Source organism: Synechococcales cyanobacterium CNB (assembly GCA_030263455.1).
Classification (GTDB): Bacteria; Planctomycetota; Phycisphaerae; order Phycisphaerales; family UBA1924; genus CAADGN01.
In genome coordinates this window covers 1-16,664 of the sequence record SZOZ01000014.1, presented here as the reverse complement: position 1 = coordinate 16,664, position 16,664 = coordinate 1, and the positions used below count along the sequence as shown (strand labels likewise).

Here is a 16,664-nt window from a genome sequence, read left to right as displayed (position 1 = left end):
TCGCGCTGGCGCCATGGAGGGGGCCGGGGCGGGCGCGGGTCGTCCGGCGCCCGCGGCGGCTCGGGCGCGCGCGTACCCCGAAGCGGTGGATCGGCTCATCGAGCGGCTGTCGGACCTGCCTGGGATCGGTCGGCGGTCGGCGGAGCGGCTGGCGTTCCACCTGCTCAAGAGCGACGAGGCGGGGGCGATGGCGCTGGCGCGTGCGATCGCCGACGTGAAGCGAACGGTTCGGCACTGCTCGGTCTGCTCGAACTTCGCGGAGGGCGACCCGTGCGCGATCTGCGCGGACCCGTCGCGCGACCGATCGACGGTGCTTGTGGTCGAGCAGCCGAAGGACCTGATCGCGCTCGAACAGACGGGGATGTACAAGGGGCTGTACCACGTGCTGATGGGGCGGCTCAGCCCGCTGGACGGGATCGGTCCGGAGGACCTGACGGCGGGCGACCTGCTGGCGCGCGTCGATGACCCGGCGAAGAACCCCGGCGGCGTGCCGATCCGCGAGGTCGTGCTCGGGCTGAACCCGACGCTGGAAGGGGACGGGACCGCGCTCTATCTCGCCGAGGAACTGCACAAGCGCGGCGTGGCGGTGTCGCGGCTGGCGCGGGGCCTGCCGAGCGGATCGCAGCTGGAGTACGCCAACAAGGCGGTGCTGGCGGACGCCATCCTGGGGAGGCAGAAGGTAGAGTGAGAAAGCGGGGAGTGATGAAGTGACGGAGAGGTCGCGGGGCGGGTGATAGATCAGGTCATTCATGCGATTCGAGACTTCACAGCACATGCGACTCGGCCAGCAGATGAAGCTGGCGCCGCGGGTGATCCAGTCGATGGAGATCCTGCAGATGCCGCTGACGGAGCTGGAGGAGCGGATCGAGCAGGAACTGGCGGGGAACGCGACGCTCGAACTTGTCGAGCCGGGGGCGGACCGGCCCGAAGCGGGTGCGGACGCGCGCGGCGACGGCGCGGGGCAGGCGAGCGAGACCGGGGACGGGTTCGATCGCCTCGACCGCTACGAGCGTGCGAACCCGGAGGCGGCGGAGAACGAGTTTTCCGCCACGCCGCTGCGGGATCGCGGCGAGCGTGCCGTCTCGCGCAGGCTTGAGGGCGAGCGTGACGGGAAGATGGACGCGATGGCGGCCGCGCCGGCGCGTTCGGCGTCGCTGCCGGAGCAACTGCTGAACCAGTGGCACCTGGCGGATGTCGAAGAGTCGCTTCGCCGCCCGGGCGAACTCATCATCGGCTACCTCGACGACGACGGCTACCTGCGCACGCCGCTGGAGACCATCGCGGCCAACGCCCCGGCAGGGCACGACGGCGCGCGCACGGGCGTGGCGGACCTGGAGCGTGCGCTGACCGCCGTGCAGTTGTTCCTCGAACCGCCCGGCATCGCGGCACGCGACGCGCGAGAGTGCCTGCTGCTGCAACTGGACGCGATGGAGGACGGCGAGGGGTGGGACTCGGACGAGGACCGCGCGGCGACGCTGCGCGTGGCCCGCACACTGGTCTCGGACCACCTCGAAGACCTGACGCAGAACCGCCTGCCGCGGATCGCCGAGCGCGCAGGGTTGACGATCGACGAGATCAAGGCGGGGCTTGAGTTGCTGCGCCGGCTCAGCCTCGCGCCGGCGCGCCGGCTCGTCTCCGAGCAGCCCGAGCCGATCATCCCGGACGCGATCGTCGAGTACGACGAGGAGCACGACCGCTACATCGCCTACCTGAACGACTCGCGCCTGCCCAACCTGCGGATCAACAAAGAGTACGCGGAGATGGTCCGCGACCGGGCGGTGCCCAAGCGCGACCGCGAGTTCCTGCGGACGAACCTGAACAACGCGCAGTGGCTGATCGACGCGGTCGAGCAGCGCCGCCGCACGCTCCAGCGGGTGCTGAACGCGGTGGTGGACCACCAGCGCGAGTTCTTCGACTACGGCCCGCAGGCGATCAGGCCGCTGCCGATGACGCAGGTGGCCGAGCAACTCGGCATCCACGTCGCCACCGTCAGCCGCGCCGTGGCGGACAAGCACGTGATGACGCCGCGCGGCGTCGTGCCCCTGCGCCGGTTCTTCACGGGCGGCACGGAGACGGAGACCGGCGAGGAGATCTCGTGGGACGCGATCAAGGCCGCGCTCCAGGAGGTCGTGGACGCCGAGGACAAGGCGAACCCGCTCTCCGACGACGCGCTGGTGGACCGTCTCAAGGAACGCGGCATCGAGATCGCACGCCGAACGGTGGCGAAGTACCGCGCCCAACTCGGCATCCCGAGCGCGCGCCTGCGGCGGCAGTTCTGACGGGCGGCGCGGGTGGCCGGGGCCTGCGGTCGGCCGACTATACTTGCTCGCATGAACTGGCGCGAACGCATCACGTCGGACCCCGCCGTCTGCCACGGCAAGGCGTGCGTCCGGGGAACGCGCGTCATGGTGTCGGTCGTGCTCGACAACCTCGCCGCGGGTTTACTCCCGGACGAGATCGTGCGGCATTACCCCACGATCACGATTGACGACGTGCGTGCTTGCGTGGCATACGCGGCGGAACTCGCCCGCGAGCGCCTGATCCCCCATTCCCCGGACGCCGCGTGATGTCGCCTTCCTCTCCTCGATTCAAGACAGACGAGAACCTGTCGGATGAAGTCGCGGCCCGGTTGCGCGCCCACGGGTTTGACGCCGTCACGGCGAGAGAACAGGGGTTGGGAGGAAGCGACGATCGCTCGCTGCTCGGCGTTTGCTCGCGGGAGGGGCGAGCGGTTCTGACGCTTGACCTCGACTTCGCGGACATCCGGCGTTACCCCCCCGAAGGCGCACACGGGATTGTCGTGTTCAGGCTTGCGAGGCAAGACACTCGGAGCGTCGAACGGCGCCTCGATCGTGTGATCGAACTCCTGCGTACCGAGCCGCTTGCGGGCCGACTGTGGATCGTGGACGAGGCTTCGATTCGAGTGCGTGGCGGCGAGTAGAGCGCGGTCGCGCTTACCCGACGTTAATCCCCTGCCTCGCCAGGTCCACATGCCGCCAGTAGACGTGCCGATCCGGGTCGAGCATGTGCGGTTCCGCGCGCGTCCAGTGAACCGTCCCCGGTCGAAGCCACAGCACGTCCTTCTCGTAACCGACCTGCTTTCGCGTCAGGCGGTGCAGGAACAGGCGGTGGCGGCGGCGGAAGCCCGAGCGGTCGAGGGCGAAGGCGGCGTAGCCGAGCCGCGCGAGTTCGTCGTGGACGGCCTCGGGCGTCGAGCCGTTCGCGCCCAGCATCTCGCCGTTGACCTCGAGCAGCACCGCGGGCGAGCGCGACTCGACGGCACGCCTGAAGCCCGAGAGCGCCTTGTGCTCGAAGCCCTCGACGTCCAGTTTGATGAAGAGAGGCCTGTCGCTCCGCGTGTCGATCACGTCGTCGCCGCGCACGACGCGCACCTGCGCCCGGTCGAAGACGGCCTCGCCGTAGCGCTCCGGCACAGCGCCCAGCGTGCCGTTGGCGAGGTTGTCGAATCCCGGCCGCTTGTACTCGAGGGTCGCCTGCTCGTCCGACAGCCCCTCGGCGTGGACGACCACGTGCGCGAGGCGGTTCCGCTCGACGTGCCAGCGCAGCCGTTCCAGCGGCTTCGGCCCCGGCTCGAAGGCGTGGACGAGTCCCGAGGGGCCGACGCAGCCGGCCATGTGGAGGGTCACGAGGCCGATGTTCGCCCCGCCGTCCACGCACTCGTCGCCGGGCCGCACGACGCACGAGACCGCCGAGAGCACGTCCAACTCGCCGTAGCAGCCGAAGAACCAGGCGATGCGCTGGAAGAAATCGGCGAGGTCGAGCCTCATGCGGTGTCCGAAGTAACGCTCGCGGCACTCGACCGTCGGGGCGTCGCGCCAGGCGTCCTGCGAGTTCATGCCGCAGAAATGCAGGAAGTAGCCGTAGCGGGGCAGTTCGAGGTGCGCGTACATCCGCGCCAGGGGCAGGAGCAGGTCGCGTTTCGGCGGCATGGCTGGGTCGGCCATCGCCGCAAGTCTATCAGGCTGTCTCGGGCGTCGGGGCTACGGGTTCGGGCCGCCCGTGTCCTGTCGGTCGCCGCTCGCCTCGTCGCGCGCGCGGATGTTGAGCCGCACCTCGCGGTCGCCGGCCTCGAAGCGGACGGTGGTGGGGAGGTCGGCGAACTCGGCCTGCTTGGCGGCGATGCCGCGCTCGAGTTCCTCGAACGAGAGCGGCACGAACGCGATCAGCGTGCGCTGGCCCGAGCGGAGTTGGGCGATGAACTCGGCCGGGCCGGTGACGCGGACGTCGCGCAGGGCCTGGTCCTCCGGCGCGATCTCGACGATCCAGCGGGCCTGCTCCAGCGGGCCGAGCCGCAGGTGCACCGGCACGTTCGGCAGCACGATCGAGTCCGTGCGCGTGCGCAGCGTGATGGTCACGTCCACGCGCTGCGGCGCGATGAGGAGCGGATCGACGCCGACCAGGGCGGGGCCGGGCACGAGCGGCACGCCGCGCACCTGCTGCGCACGCCCCGGCGTCAGCGCGGCAAGGTCCGTGCTCGTGAGCCGGGCGACGAGCGTCGGCGTCCCGGTGAGCGCGGCGTCGGCCTCACGCGAGAGGCGCACGCGGGCGGTCTCGACGGAGGGAACGGGCTGGCCGTCGGCCTCGCCCTCGGGCACCTCGACGCGCACGGGCACGGTGCGCTCGACCAGTTCGTAGACGTAGACGGTGATGGTGGGCGGCTCGACGCGGGCGATGGTCACGCCGCGGTTGCGGAACGCCTCGTGGGCGCGCAGCACGGCGCGCAGATCGACCACCTGCTCGCCCGGGTCCGGCGGGAAGCCCTCCATGCCCGGCTCGATGGCGATGGCGCGCCGGAGTTCGTCGTCGATGCCGGCCAGCGCGGCGGTGGTCCCTTCAAGCGACAGGTTCACCTGGCCGCGCCAGTCGGTCTCGCCGGACTGCACGCGGACGAGGCGCGTGGGAGCCGCGTCGCCGCGGAGCGAGAGGTCGACTCGGCGGGTCTGTCGCTGGAGGCTCTCGCCCTCGGCGAAGACCCAGATGAGGATGGCGACGAGGGTAACGAGGCCGTAGATTTTGAGGTCGCGGGCGAGGCGGGGTCTGCGTTCGCCGGTGGCGCGGTCATTCGGTGCCATTCGCGCCTCCTGACCGGCTCTCGGCGGCCATGGATTCCGGCTCGGGCGCCGGCTCCGGGTCCTGCGAGGCGGTCGCCGATTGCCGGATCCGGGTGAGTCGTTCCTTGAGGTGGTTGCGCAGTTCGTCGGGGGTGAGCGTCGGCGTGAACCGACCGCGTTCGCAGACGCGGATGGAGCCGCGTTCCTCGCTGACGACGACGACGATGGCGTCGCATTCGCGTGAGAGTCCGACGGCGGCGCGGTGGCGCGAGCCGAGGGTCGGGTCGGGCATGTCGGCGGGATCGGCGAGTGGGAGTTGGACGTTGGCGGCGTGGATGACGCGGCCTCGGATGACGACGGCGAGATCGTGCAGCGCGGTGCCGGGGAAGAAGATGGTCTGGAGGAGGCGTGCGGAGAGGGCGGCGTCGAGGCGCGTGCCGCCCTCGGTGAGCGCGGCGAGGCCGATCTGGCGTTCGAGGACGATGATCGCGCCGAAGCGATTCTTGGAGAGATAGGCGGAAGCCTCGACGATCGGCTCGACGACCTGGGCGATCTCGCTTGGTGAGGAGCGGAAGAAGGGGGCCTCGCCGAGCCGGATAAGGGCGCGGCGGAGTTCGGGCTGGAAGATGACGACGAGGCCGATGGCGACGACGGCGAGGAATCGCTCGTAGAGGAAGGAGAGTCGCGGGAAGGCCTGCCCGCCGCCGATCATGTGGACGAGGAGGGTGGCGACGACGATGAGGACGAGCATGCCCTTCATGACGCCGGCGGCGCGGGTGCCCTGCACGAACCGCACGATGAGGAGAACAACCACCCAGATGACCGCCAGTTCGAACGCGGCCGCGAGGGCGTTGTAGGAAGCGAGCCGCTCCCAGAGATCCTGTATCCGGGGCAGGGCGAACAGGGCGAAACTCCTTACGCTCGGGCGCGTGAGTGTACCACCGGCGCATCGGGCGCGGGCTGCTCTCCGAGCGAGCGGGCGAGGTGAGCCGAAGTCAAGTGGAGCGGATCACGGAGCGACCGATGCGACTGCCCCGGAGGAAGTGGCCGCTGTTGCTGGCGTTCTGGACGGTCCAGGCGGCTGTGCTGATCGTGTTCCATGCGTTCATGTGGGGACAGAGCGGATGGATCGGGGGTTCGCAGCCGAGGCTGTGGGTGTGGCCGGGCGTGTCGGACATGCTCGACGTCTTCCGCAGCTGGGAGGGCGTGGTCACGTGTGTCGCGCTGGCGGTCGTGCCCCCGATGCTGCAGAGCGTGCTGGTGCTCCCCTTCCGGTTCGATCGGCCGCGGCGGAAGCGGGGCGTGGCGGTGTACTTCAGCCTTTCGGTTGCGGCGATCGGGCTTGGCGTGCTCGTGTCGGGGGCGGTCGGGGCGGCGGCATCGGTGATCGTGAACTACCTGCCGTCGGGGATCGACGAGGACCACGTGCTGATCGTGATGCTGGCCTCGCTGGGGGTGAGCTGGGCGGGGTGCACGACGCTGCTGGTTACGTATGTCCACGCGACGGACAAGCCGAGCGAGGCGGTGATCGCGCGTGTGGCGCGGGTTCTCTTTCGCGGGAGCGTGGTGGAGTTCGTGGCGTTGATCCCGCTGGACGTGATGGTGCGTCGCAAGACGAGCTGCTACTGCGGCGAGGGGACGTTTTTTGCGCTGCTGGGCGTGGGTTCCGTCGTCCTCATCGCGGCGGGGCCTGCCGCGTTGCTGCCGCTGCTGGCGAAGCGCAAGGCGTTCCGGCACGGCAGGGCGTGCCAGTGGTGCGGGTACGACATGAGGGGCACGCCGGAGGCGAGCGTGTGCCCCGAGTGCGGGAGGCCGTGGCGTTTCACGGCGTCGTCGTGAGCGTTGCGAGCGTGCGGTCCGGCTCGAAGCGGCCCCAGTCGGGAGAGAAGGCGAGGGCGGCGCGCAGTCGGCGGCGGTACTCGGCGCGCGGTACCTCGACGCAGCCGAACTGCGCGAGGTGTTCGCTCCAAGCCTGCGTGTCCAGCAGCGTGAAGCCGCGGCGGCGGAGGTGGGCGACGAGGTGGGCGAGGCAGACCTTGCTGGCGTCGCGGCCGCCGCAGTGGGGGCGTGAGAACATGCTCTCGGCGCAGAACGCGCCGCCGACGCACAGGCCGTAGAGGCCGCCGACGAGGGCGGGTGCCCCCCCCTTTGCGGTGGTGCGCCAGGCCTCGATGGAGTGCGCGTGTCCGAGGCGGTGGAGGAGTTCGAAGGTGTCGATGATCCAGGGGTCGATCCAGCCGCCTGGTCGGCACGGGTCGGCGCAGGCGCGGATGACGGCCGCGAAGTCGGTGTCCGAGCGGACGTCGAAGGGAGCGGTGCGGATGGTGCGTGCGAGTCGGCGGGGGAGGTGGAAGGCGTCGAGGGGGATGATGCCGCGGGGGTCGGCCTCGTACCAGCCGAGTTCGGGGGGGCGTCCCGGGCGCGTCGGGACGGCCATGGGGAAGAGGCCGCTCCGGTAGGCGGCGAGGACGGCCTCGGCCCTCTGGGTGTCGGGTTGCGCTGCCTGCGGTCGGGAGTCGGTGCCGTTCGGAGGATTCATGGGTGGGCTTGGGGACGTCGCGTTTATAGTTGGATGGTTGAGGGGCCGGTCGGGGGATGAAATCGCCGGTCGGGCGTGCCCAAAGAGGTCTCAGGCCCACGAAAGGGGATGCTCCATGAACGAGGACCTGATCGCACGGCTGCTGGACAAGGAGGTGTTCGTCTTCGTCGTCGGCGGAGCGGTGGGGATCGTCGCGATCATCTTCGGGACGGTCTCATCGATGGTGCGATCGACGGCCCGCGAGGCGTCGCGGCGCGAGATCGCGGCGTACATCGCGGAGGGGTCGATGACGCCCGAGCAGGGCGAACGGCTGATGAAGGCTGGCGAGCCGAAGAAGTGCTGATCCGGGGAGGTTGGCATGCACGAGCACCTCGCGTTCCACGTTCCGACACTGGCGAAGATCCCCGAGGAAGCGGTGGCGATCGTCGCCGTCGGGGGGGGGTTGCTCGTCGCGGTGGTCTGGGTCGTGCTTGCCACCGTGCACGCCATCGTGAAGTCGAAGGAGCGGGAGCGTTCGCGGCGTGAGATCGCGGCGTACGTGGCGGAGGGTTCGATGTCGGCGGACGAGGGCGAACGGCTGATCAAGGCGGGGGCGGAGAAGGACGAAGACGAATGACCCGCCCCGGGGAGATCGAGCGATGAATGCGCCGACGACGCTGGCGATTTCCGGCGAGATGATCGCGGTGATCGCGATCGTGGGGACGTTTGTCATGATCGTTGTCGCCGTGATTGCTTCGGCGATCAGCGGGGTGTACAAGGCGCGGGAGCGTGAGCGCACGAAGCGCGAGGTGGCGGCGTACGTGGCCGAGGGGTCGATGACGCCGGTCGAAGGGGAGCGGCTCATCAAGGCGGACATGCCGACGTGGGAGAAGGGCGAGAGTTGAGCGGAGTGGTGCGTTGGCACCCCTGCTTCCGGATCGCGTCGCTCCGGGCTTGCTCGAAGGGCGCTCCCTCACGGTCGCGGCTCGTTGGGGACACCCCTGGTCGAGTAACGATGGCCCCCTTGACTGACCGAACCCAGGCCGCCACACTATTCCATGGCGACCATCTCCGATCGTTCCGCCTCGCCCGGGGCCGCGACAGGCCCGGGGCGAGCGTCGGCGTCCACCCCCGCTGATCCGCGTCCGGCGTCCGCTGCCTCCCCCGGGCGGTCGGTGTGGGCCGGGAAGATCGCGGACGAAGGGATCACCTTTGACGACGTGCTGCTGCTGCCGCGGCGTTCTGGGGTGCTGCCGGCGGACGCGGACACGAGCACGCGGCTGACTCGGACGATCCGGCTGAACGTGCCGCTGGTCTCTGCGCCGATGGACACGGTGACGGAGTCCGCGCTGGCGATCGCGCTGGCGCAGGAGGGCGGCATCGGGATCATCCACAAGAACCTCTCGGTCGAGACGCAGGCCCGCGAGGTGGCGAAGGTGAAGCGGTCGGCCAACGGCGTCATCACCGACCCGATCACGCTCGGGCCTGAGGACACGGTCGGCCGCGCGGTGCAGTTGATGCGCCAGCACAACGTCTCGGGCTTCCCGGTGACGGACGACGGCGCGTCGGGCGTGCGGACCGGGGGGAAGGTGCTCGGCATCCTGACGAGGCGCGACCTGAAGTTCGTCGAGAACGACGCCACGCCCGTGCGCGAGGTGATGACGAAGACGAACCTCATCACCGCGCCGCCGGGGACGACGCTCGCGGAGGCCGAGGTGATCCTGAACCGCAACAAGGTCGAGAAGTTGCTGCTGGTGGACGGCCAGATGCGGCTGTGCGGCCTGATCACGATGCGCGACATCGAGCGGCTGAGCCAGTTCCCTCGCGCGAACGTGGACGAGCGCGGGCGGCTTCGGTGCGGCGCGGCGGTGGGTGTGGGGCAGATCGACCGCGTCGGCGCGCTGCTGGAGGCCGAGGTGGACGTGATCGTGGTGGACACCGCCCACGGGCACTCGGAGAACGTCGTCCGCACGGTGCGTGAGATCAAGGCGCGCTACGGCGTGCAGGTCATCGCCGGCAACGTGGCGACGGCCGAAGGGGCGAAGGATCTGGTGGCGGCGGGGGCGGACGCGGTGAAGGTGGGGATCGGGCCGGGCGCGATCTGCACCACCCGCGTCGTCACGGGCGTCGGCGTGCCGCAGGTCACGGCCATCCTCGAAGCCGTGCGCGGCGTGGAGGAGACGGGCGAGGACGTGCCGGTGATCGCCGACGGCGGGGTGCGCATGAGCGGGGACATCGCCAAGGCGATCGCGGCGGGCGCGCACAGCGTGATGATGGGATCGCTCTTCGCGGGGCTCGACGAGTCGCCCGGCGAACTCGTCATCAGCCAGGGGCGCCGCTACAAGACCTACCGCGGCATGGGGAGCGAGGGGGCGATGAACCGCGGCTCCGCCGACCGCTACGGGCAGGCCGACAAGTACGACCCGCGCGGCGCGCCGAAGGAAAAGTTCGTCCCCGAGGGCGTCGAGGGGCTGGTGCCCTACCGCGGGCCGCTCGCCGAGTTCGCCTACCAGCTGGTCGGCGGCCTGCGCAGCGCGATGGGCTACTGCGGCTGCCGCACAATCGAGGAACTCCGCACCCAGACGCGCTTCTGCCGCGTGTCGGGGGCGACCATCGTCGAGAACCACCCGCACGACATCCGCATCACGAAGGAAAGCCCGAACTACACCGTCGAACACCTCCGCGAGTAACGCCTTCACCCCGCGCCGACGCCGATGCGGCCGTCGTCGGCAGCCGGTTGGCGGGGTTTCGGCGCGGCGGCGGCGAGGGAGGCCTCGACGCCCTGCGTCGTTGCGCGGGGTGTGATGCCGCGGGCGGCGAGGTGCTGGTGCCAGGCGCGGGTGTGGACTTCCCAGAAGTGCTCGAACGAGTGGCGGATGGAGAACGGCTGCATCGACTCGTGCGCGGCGCGGCCCATGCGTGCGCGGCGTTCGTCGTCCGCGACGAGGCCGACGATGCGCTCGACCCACGCGGTCGGGTTGGCGGTGCTGAGGACGTAGCCTGTCGCGCCGTCGCGGACGACTTCCTTCGGCCCTCCCTGGTCGGTGACGAGGACGGGCAGGCCGCTGCCCTGGGACTCCATGACGACCTGCCCGAGCGTGTCGGTGACGGAAGGGAAGACGAAGAGGTCGGAGGAGGCGTAGATGTCGCTGAGTTCGCGGCCGTGGCGGAAGCCGAGGAATCGTGCCGGGGTGCGGCGGAGTTCGCGTTCCATGCGTTCGCGGTAGGGCCCGTCGCCGACGACGATGAGTTCGGCGTCGAGTCCCTGTTCGCGGCAGCGTGCGTGGGTCTGCTTCCAGACGGTGGTGAGGAAGGGCATGTTCTTCTCGACGCTCACGCGCCCGACGTAGAGGACCTTCACGCTCGCCGGGTTGACGCCCTCGAAGCGCGACCAGAGGGCGGGGTCGCGGTAGCGGGTGTGGAAGACCTCGGCGTCGAACCCGGGCATGAGTCGGGTGATGCGTTCGGGCTGGATGCCGAGGCGGACGAGTGCGTCGGCATAGTCGCCGCTGCGTGTGAAGATGGTCTGGAAGGGCTTGTAGAAGAGCCGGATGAACCGCTCGCAGGCGTAAGTGAAGGCGTGGTCTTCGAAGAGGCGGTCGATGTAGGCGGGGAAGTCGGTGTGGTAGACGCCGAGGACGGGGATGCGCAGCATTCGAGCGGCGAGGAAGCCGATCATGCCGACGGGTCCGGGTGTGGAGACATGGATGCAGTCGGGCTGGTGGTGGTCGAGGTGGCGGAGGATGGGGATGAGCGGCGGCAGGGCGACCTCGAGGTTCTGGTAGCGGGGCATGGTGGTGGCCCAGACGGGGTCGAAGTTGTGGACGTTGGGGAGGGGGGGGTACGGGAGCCGGGTGGAGGTGATGACCTGGAGGTCGCGTCCGGTGGCGTGGGCCTGCTCGGCGACGTTCTGGATGAACCGGCAGACGCCGTTGACGTCGCCGAGGGTGTCGGTGAAGAGGCTGATGCGCATGGGCCGCTCCAGAACGCTGACGCCGGAACCCGGCTCCGAGGTCTCGTGGTCGAAGCGTTCGACGAAGGGGCGTTCCTTGTTCTGGTAGAAGAGGCTGAAGATGTAGGGGAGCTGCGCGAGGTTGAGGACGGCGTAGGAGACGAGGTGGTCGATGACACCCGCGCGGTCGCGTTTGCGGAGGGCGCGCAGTCCCGAATCGGTGAGAGCGTGGTTGACGGCGGCGGCGAGTTCGTCGGCGAACTGGGCCATACGGTCGTGGTCGGAGAGGGGGGTGCCGTCGGTCCAGCGGTCGGGGTCGAGCCGCTCGCGCAGGTCGGGATAGCGCTCGAGCACGGGTCCGATGCTGGTGCGCAGGGCGCGGAGGATGGGGAGGGACCGGCGGTTGCGTCGGCGGATGACCTTGCGTTTGACGGTGTGCGCGGCGAGGCGCATCTTCGAGGGTCGAGGCAGGTCCACGCCGGCGAAGCGCAGCAGGCGCGAGGCGACGGCCTGCCCCTGCGCGGAGGCGCGGTCGGCGAAGCGGTCGGCGTAGAAGTGCGCGCCGACGCTCGTCAGCTGGTGGGCGAGGAGGGAGGAGTGCCCGCCGACGCCGCCCGCCTCGCAGCGTCCGGCCATGACGTAGCGGAAGAAGTCCCGCGGGTCGGTGATGACGCCCTGCTCGACGTGCACGCCGGTCCAGGTGCGTCCGATGTTGAGCAGGGCGTGGTCGTCCGAGCCGCCGGTGCGTGCCTTCTGCCAGGCGCGTGGCCAGAGCGGCTCCATGTGGTGGTCGCGTGCGAGTTGCTGGACGCGGGCGGGGGTGAGCGCGTCGAGGAATCGCTCGATCGGGGCGCGGTGCCCGGCGGAGTGCGCGCCGTTGAGCACCTCGAAGCCCTTGAAGAGCAACGCGGCCCGCTCGACGTGCCAGCGTGTGAGCCGTCCGTTCTGCATGTAGAGCGGGTGGGCCAGGGCGTGGGGCAGCTGGTGCTCGTGCAGCCAGGCGGCGAAGGCGTAGACGTCGTTGCGCAGGCCGAGACGGGTGAGCTGCTCGTCGAGTTCGGGCGTCAGTCCCCAGGCGAGGACGTGGAGTTTGCAGCGGTCCTCGGGGAAGTAGACGGTGACCTCCTGGCCGATGATGAAGTTCTGGAAGCCGCGTTCGTGGAGTTCGAGCGCGCCGCGGATGGTGTCGTGGTCGGTGATGGTGACGAGGTCCATGCCGCGTGCGCGTGCCTGGTCGTAGACGCGCTCGGGGGGGGAGAAGGACTCGGGGCATCCGACGAAGCCGAGCGCGGCGACCACGGGGCCGTCCGATGCCCAGGAGTGGACGTGGGTGTCCATCCGGGTGAGGACCAGGGGTGTGTCGTCCGGGTCGCGTCGGAGCGTGGACGGGGGCGGGGTGTTGTGGTGCATCGCGTCGCCTCCGCGTCGGTCGCCCTGGGCCTGACGGAACGGCGTGTCGCCGCGGTCGCCCCGCCGACCTCCTGCCGACTCTTGAAGGGTATGCGGGCATTGCCGATCGCACGGGGATCGTCGACCCGGACATGCCTTCCCGAGCAGGATTCGGGGGGGATGCACCGGAGTTTCGCGCGGCCTTTGCGCGGGCTGCACAAAGAGGTGTGGCGCTAGGATGAGGAGTTGAAACGGGGCCTGCGGGGCCACGCCCCTGTGCGAAGAAGAAGAAGAGAAGAGGTACCTCCGCGCCGGGGAGGAGGCACAGAGGAGGTGTCTGATGTCACGATTGCCGCTGATCGATCCGCGCGAGGCGACCGGCCGCGCCCGCGAGATTCTGGACGGCCCGCTGAAGGGCAAGCACTACGCGATCTTCCGGGCGATGGCGAACTCTCCTGTCGCGCTGGATGCGTATCTCGGGCTGGCGGGAGCGGTGAAGCGTGCGTCGCTCACGCCGGGCGAGCAGGAAGTGATCCAGCTGGCGGTCGCGGAGGCGAACGGGTGCGAGTACTGCCTCGCGGCGCACACGGCGGCGGGGGCGCGCGTGGGCCTGAGCGCGGAGCAGATGCTCGGCGCGCGTCGCGGCGCGATCCCGGGCGATCCGAGACTGGACGCGATCGCGAAGTTCGCCCTTGCGCTCCACGAGAAGCGGGGTCACGTGACGGACGGCGACCTGGGGTCGTTCCGTGCGGCGGGGTTCACCGACGCCCAGGTCGTCGAGGCGGTGGCGGTGTTCGCGCTGGCGACCTACACCAACGTCTTCAACCATGTGGCGGGGACGCCGGTGGACTTTCCGCCCGCACCTGCCCTCTGAGGGTGGGGAGGCCGGCGGGGCGCGATTGGGGTTTTTGCTTGTGTCCCCCCCCGTGCGGCCATACACTCGTGTACCTGAAGCCAAGGGCGAAGCCCCCGGCGACCCGCGTGCGTGCCCGCGAGCCGTCCGAGCCGACGGAGGTCGGACACGATGGCCAACGCAACCCAGACCCTGACACGACCGAAGGTTGACCTTCCGCTGACGCTGGAGCCGCCGGACCCGGCGTCGGCTCGTGTGGCAGAGCACTTCGAGACGGTCTACCGCGAAGCGGCCGGCGACGAGACCCGCGTGCCGTGGCAGGACGGCAGGGCCAACCCGGCGTTGGTGTGCTGGCTGAACGCGGAGGCGCCGCGGCTGGTGCGTCCGGGCGTGCGGGCGGTGGTGGTCGGGTGCGGGCTGGCGGACGACGTGGTGGAACTGGCCACGCGCGGGTACGACGCGCTGGGGTTCGACGTTTCGCCGACGTGCGTGGCGTGGGCGCGAGAGCGGCACCCTGAACTTGCGGATCGGCTGGTGGTTGCGGACGTGACGAGGCCGCCGACGAACCTGCGCTGCCGTTTCGAGTTGGTGGTCGAGTGCTACACGATCCAGTCGGTGCCGCCGGAGATGCGTGCGAAGGTGGTGCGCGGTCTGTTGACGCTCGCCAAGCCGCACGGAGTGGTGCTGGCGGTTGCCCGTTCGCGTCCCGAGGGCTGGCCGCTGGACGAGGTCGCTGGGCCTCCGTACCCGTTGACGAAGGTGGAACTGGTGTCGCTCTTTGAGCGTGAGGGCTTCGTGCCGGTGCGCTCGCCGGACGAGTTCGAGGACGACGAGACGCCGCCGGTGGCGCGGCTGCGGTGCGCGTTCCGCAGGGCGTGACCGGGGTTGATGCTGCTCTCCCCTCCGGGCGGGGCCTTTTACGGGGCCCCGCCTATTTCTTTTCGTCGTCGGCAGATTCGACGGCGCGCACGAGCGCGAACGCGAACTTGTGGACGCGACCTTCGTGGATCGGCTCGAAGCGAGCGGACAGCCCGTCGCGTTCGAGGCGTGCTCGCTCGTCGCTGCCGGCGTCGGTGCGGAGAGCAACGAACACGCCGGGCGGGAGCGAGCCGAGCGAGGGCAGGCCCGGTTCCCAGCGAACGGTGGCGCTCCTTCCCTGCTCGTGCGCGTGCCGCACGGCGTAGAGCAGCACTTCGGGCCGGGCCTCGACGAGGTGGTCGGCCAGGACGGTCGCGCCGTCCGGGAGGGCATCGGCGAGCGCGACGCCAGCCGCTCTGCCCGAGGTGGCGCGCGCACGCGTCTCGAACCACGCGAGGTGGGCCGCGAAGGCCACCAGAAGTGCGGCTGCCCACGCGGCGGGGTGGCCCAGCATGAGGGCGCGGGCGATGCGGGCGCGTGTCGGCGTGAAGCGGCCGGCCGCGCCGGTGAAGACATACACGACGAGCGGCGGCGCGAACACCGAGGCCGGCATCGCATAGCGAGGGTTGCTGACGCCGACGACCGTGAGGAGGACAAGCGTGAGCAGGCACGCCCACGCGAGCGTGCGCGCGGTCTCAACGTCAGGGGGAGGGATGCGCTCGCCCGCTTCGGCGCGGGCGTCCGGCCCCCAAGGGAAGAGCAGCGCGAGGGAGGAGGGCAGCATGGCGAGCAGTGCGGCGGGTGCGAGCAGCGCGACGCCGACGAGACGGTCCGCGCTCCAGAGGAAGTCGCCGACGGGCTGGGTGACGACGCTGTCGAGGCGGGCGGCCTGGCGAGCGATGGCCCAGCCGAGCAGCAGGAGCGGGACCGCGCCGAGGGCGAGCATGGTCCAGAGGCGCGGGCAGGCGAAGGGCCGGAGTGACCTCGAAACGATACAAGGCGCAAGGAGCGCGCCGAGCAGGGCCGGCGCGCCCGCCGGGCCTTTCATCGCGCCCATGAGCGCGATGCCGGCCGCGCCGAGCAGGACGACGACGATCGGCCGCGACACGGGCCGGCGCGCGAGATCGACGACGGCGAGCGCGGCGAGTTGGACGCCGAGGAGATTGAGGGACTCGATCTCCGCGCTGCGCGCGCTCGCCCAGAGCCAGGGCATGAGGAGTTGGGCGAGTCCGGCGGCGACGGCCCAGCGCGGCTCGAACCACCGCCGGGCGAACCACCATGCGGCGATCGTCATGCCGAGCATCGCCAGCGCGGAGGGAAGGCGGGCGGAGAACTCGGACGTGCCGAGCGCGGCGGCGGAGGCGGCGGTCGCCCACGCGATGCCTGGCGGCTTGCGCAGGTAAGGCTCGCCGAACAGGGTGGGGATGAGCAGGACTGAGGCAGAGGGGCCATCAGCGCGGAAACGGTCGAGCATCTCCCAGCCGGGAATGGCGCGGTGGCCCTCGGTGGAGTGCAGGCCGCCGGAGCCGAGGAAGGGCAGGCAGACGATGGCCCAGGCGATCAGGAGGATGAGGATGCTGCGCGAGGCGCGGGGGGGGGCTGCGGGAGGGCCTGGATCGCTGGTGGGCATTCGCGGGGAGAGTGTATGAAGACGGGCGCTGCAAGGCCCCGCTCCGAGAAGAGCGGCCGAGCAGCGAGGGGTGTTGCGGGACTCGACTCCCCCCTCCTCCCTCTCCCGGGGCAGTGTCTCGCAGGCCCCGTCTTTCGTTCGCTCTCCTTACTTTCCCTTCTCCGCGTCGTACCACTTCAGGAACTGCGCCAGGTCCTGCTCATCCACCGACCAGTCCAGGTTCACGTCCGCCGAGGGGTCCTTCGCGGCCAGCGCGGCCATGAACGCCGTCAGGTCCGCGCCGTCCACCTCGCCGTCGCCCGTGAAGTCCGACGCGAACCCGATGCAGTTGATGTTGATCCGGTGCAGGTAGCACGTCCGCTCCCCGCCGCTCGGGTCGCGTCCGATGTACG

Annotated in this window: 17 protein-coding genes; 11 read left to right on the top strand and 6 right to left on the bottom strand. The window is 70.4% G+C overall.

Translation table 11 applies throughout. The features are described 5' to 3' along the window. Positions 1–13: 13 nt before the first annotated feature. The 4 genes from recR to FBT69_13305 all read left to right on the top strand — a co-directional run bounded on the left by recR (position 14) and on the right by FBT69_13305 (position 2,941). A complete protein-coding gene (gene recR / locus FBT69_13320) occupies positions 14–688 on the top strand; it encodes a recombination protein RecR (GenBank protein MDL1905770.1) in 675 nt (224 codons plus the stop codon). Between the two features lie 61 nt (positions 689–749). Further along, a complete protein-coding gene (gene rpoN, locus FBT69_13315; GenBank protein MDL1905769.1) occupies positions 750–2,279 on the top strand; it encodes an RNA polymerase factor sigma-54 in 1,530 nt (509 codons plus the stop codon). Positions 2,280–2,330: 51 nt separating this feature from the next. Further along, entirely contained in the window at positions 2,331–2,567 is a 237-nt protein-coding gene (locus tag FBT69_13310) for a DUF433 domain-containing protein (GenBank protein ID MDL1905768.1), read from the top strand. Next, on the top strand, positions 2,567–2,941 hold the full coding sequence (locus FBT69_13305; GenBank protein MDL1905767.1) for a hypothetical protein: 375 nt from the start codon (positions 2,567–2,569) through the stop codon (positions 2,939–2,941). The genes FBT69_13310 and FBT69_13305 overlap by 1 nt, the downstream gene beginning before the upstream one ends. Positions 2,942–2,954: 13 nt before the next feature. Here FBT69_13305 and FBT69_13300 read toward each other — a convergent pair whose 3' ends face one another. The 3 genes from FBT69_13300 to FBT69_13290 are packed head-to-tail and all read right to left on the bottom strand — an operon-like array spanning position 2,955 to position 5,976. Beyond that, positions 2,955–3,965, bottom strand: coding sequence for an FkbM family methyltransferase (locus tag FBT69_13300; protein MDL1905766.1), 1,011 nt, complete (start codon positions 3,963–3,965; stop codon positions 2,955–2,957). 36 nt (positions 3,966–4,001) lie between these two features. Further along, positions 4,002–5,093 carry a hypothetical protein gene (locus FBT69_13295; GenBank protein MDL1905765.1) on the bottom strand — a complete coding sequence of 364 codons (1,092 nt, stop codon included), beginning with the start codon at positions 5,091–5,093 and terminating at the stop codon, positions 4,002–4,004. Next, on the bottom strand, positions 5,080–5,976 hold the full coding sequence (locus FBT69_13290; protein ID MDL1905764.1) for a TIGR00159 family protein: 897 nt from the start codon (positions 5,974–5,976) through the stop codon (positions 5,080–5,082). The genes FBT69_13295 and FBT69_13290 overlap by 14 nt, the downstream gene beginning before the upstream one ends. A 119-nt stretch (positions 5,977–6,095) precedes the next feature. Here FBT69_13290 and FBT69_13285 point away from each other — a divergent pair, with 119 nt between their 5' ends. After that, the gene (locus tag FBT69_13285; GenBank protein MDL1905763.1) at positions 6,096–6,911 is read left to right on the top strand and encodes a hypothetical protein; all 816 of its coding nucleotides are present in this window, start codon (positions 6,096–6,098) and stop codon (positions 6,909–6,911) included. Here FBT69_13285 and FBT69_13280 read toward each other — a convergent pair. After that, positions 6,895–7,611, bottom strand: coding sequence for a leucyl/phenylalanyl-tRNA--protein transferase (locus tag FBT69_13280; protein ID MDL1905762.1), 717 nt, complete (start codon positions 7,609–7,611; stop codon positions 6,895–6,897). The two genes, FBT69_13285 and FBT69_13280, sit on opposite strands and share 17 nt — an antisense overlap. 115 nt (positions 7,612–7,726) lie before the next feature. Between FBT69_13280 and FBT69_13275 the strand changes: the two genes are divergently transcribed. From FBT69_13275 to guaB, 4 genes are all read left to right on the top strand, one after another. Beyond that, positions 7,727–7,954, top strand: a complete 228-nt coding sequence (locus FBT69_13275) for a hypothetical protein (protein ID MDL1905761.1) — start codon at positions 7,727–7,729, stop codon at positions 7,952–7,954. 15 nt (positions 7,955–7,969) lie between these two features. Continuing rightward, complete coding sequence (locus tag FBT69_13270; GenBank protein ID MDL1905760.1) at positions 7,970–8,227, top strand: hypothetical protein; 258 nt, start codon at positions 7,970–7,972, stop codon at positions 8,225–8,227. Positions 8,228–8,249: 22 nt separating this feature from the next. After that, positions 8,250–8,495: a hypothetical protein gene (locus FBT69_13265; protein ID MDL1905759.1), complete on the top strand. Its 246-nt coding sequence runs from the start codon at positions 8,250–8,252 to the stop codon at positions 8,493–8,495. Positions 8,496–8,648: 153 nt separating this feature from the next. Next, a complete protein-coding gene (gene guaB, locus FBT69_13260) occupies positions 8,649–10,280 on the top strand; it encodes an IMP dehydrogenase (protein MDL1905758.1) in 1,632 nt (543 codons plus the stop codon). Positions 10,281–10,285: 5 nt separating this feature from the next. Here the strand turns inward: guaB and FBT69_13255 are convergent, their stop codons facing one another. Then, on the bottom strand, positions 10,286–12,952 hold the full coding sequence (locus tag FBT69_13255) for a glycosyltransferase (GenBank protein MDL1905757.1): 2,667 nt from the start codon (positions 12,950–12,952) through the stop codon (positions 10,286–10,288). Positions 12,953–13,271: 319 nt separating this feature from the next. Here FBT69_13255 and FBT69_13250 point away from each other — a divergent pair, with 319 nt between their 5' ends. Next, positions 13,272–13,805, top strand: a complete 534-nt coding sequence (locus tag FBT69_13250) for a carboxymuconolactone decarboxylase family protein (protein ID MDL1905756.1) — start codon at positions 13,272–13,274, stop codon at positions 13,803–13,805. Between the two features lie 150 nt (positions 13,806–13,955). Next, complete coding sequence (locus FBT69_13245; GenBank protein ID MDL1905755.1) at positions 13,956–14,663, top strand: methyltransferase domain-containing protein; 708 nt, start codon at positions 13,956–13,958, stop codon at positions 14,661–14,663. 52 nt (positions 14,664–14,715) lie between these two features. Here the strand turns inward: FBT69_13245 and FBT69_13240 are convergent, their stop codons facing one another. Beyond that, positions 14,716–16,272: a hypothetical protein gene (locus FBT69_13240; GenBank protein MDL1905754.1), complete on the bottom strand. Its 1,557-nt coding sequence runs from the start codon at positions 16,270–16,272 to the stop codon at positions 14,716–14,718. Positions 16,273–16,664 lie beyond the last annotated feature (392 nt).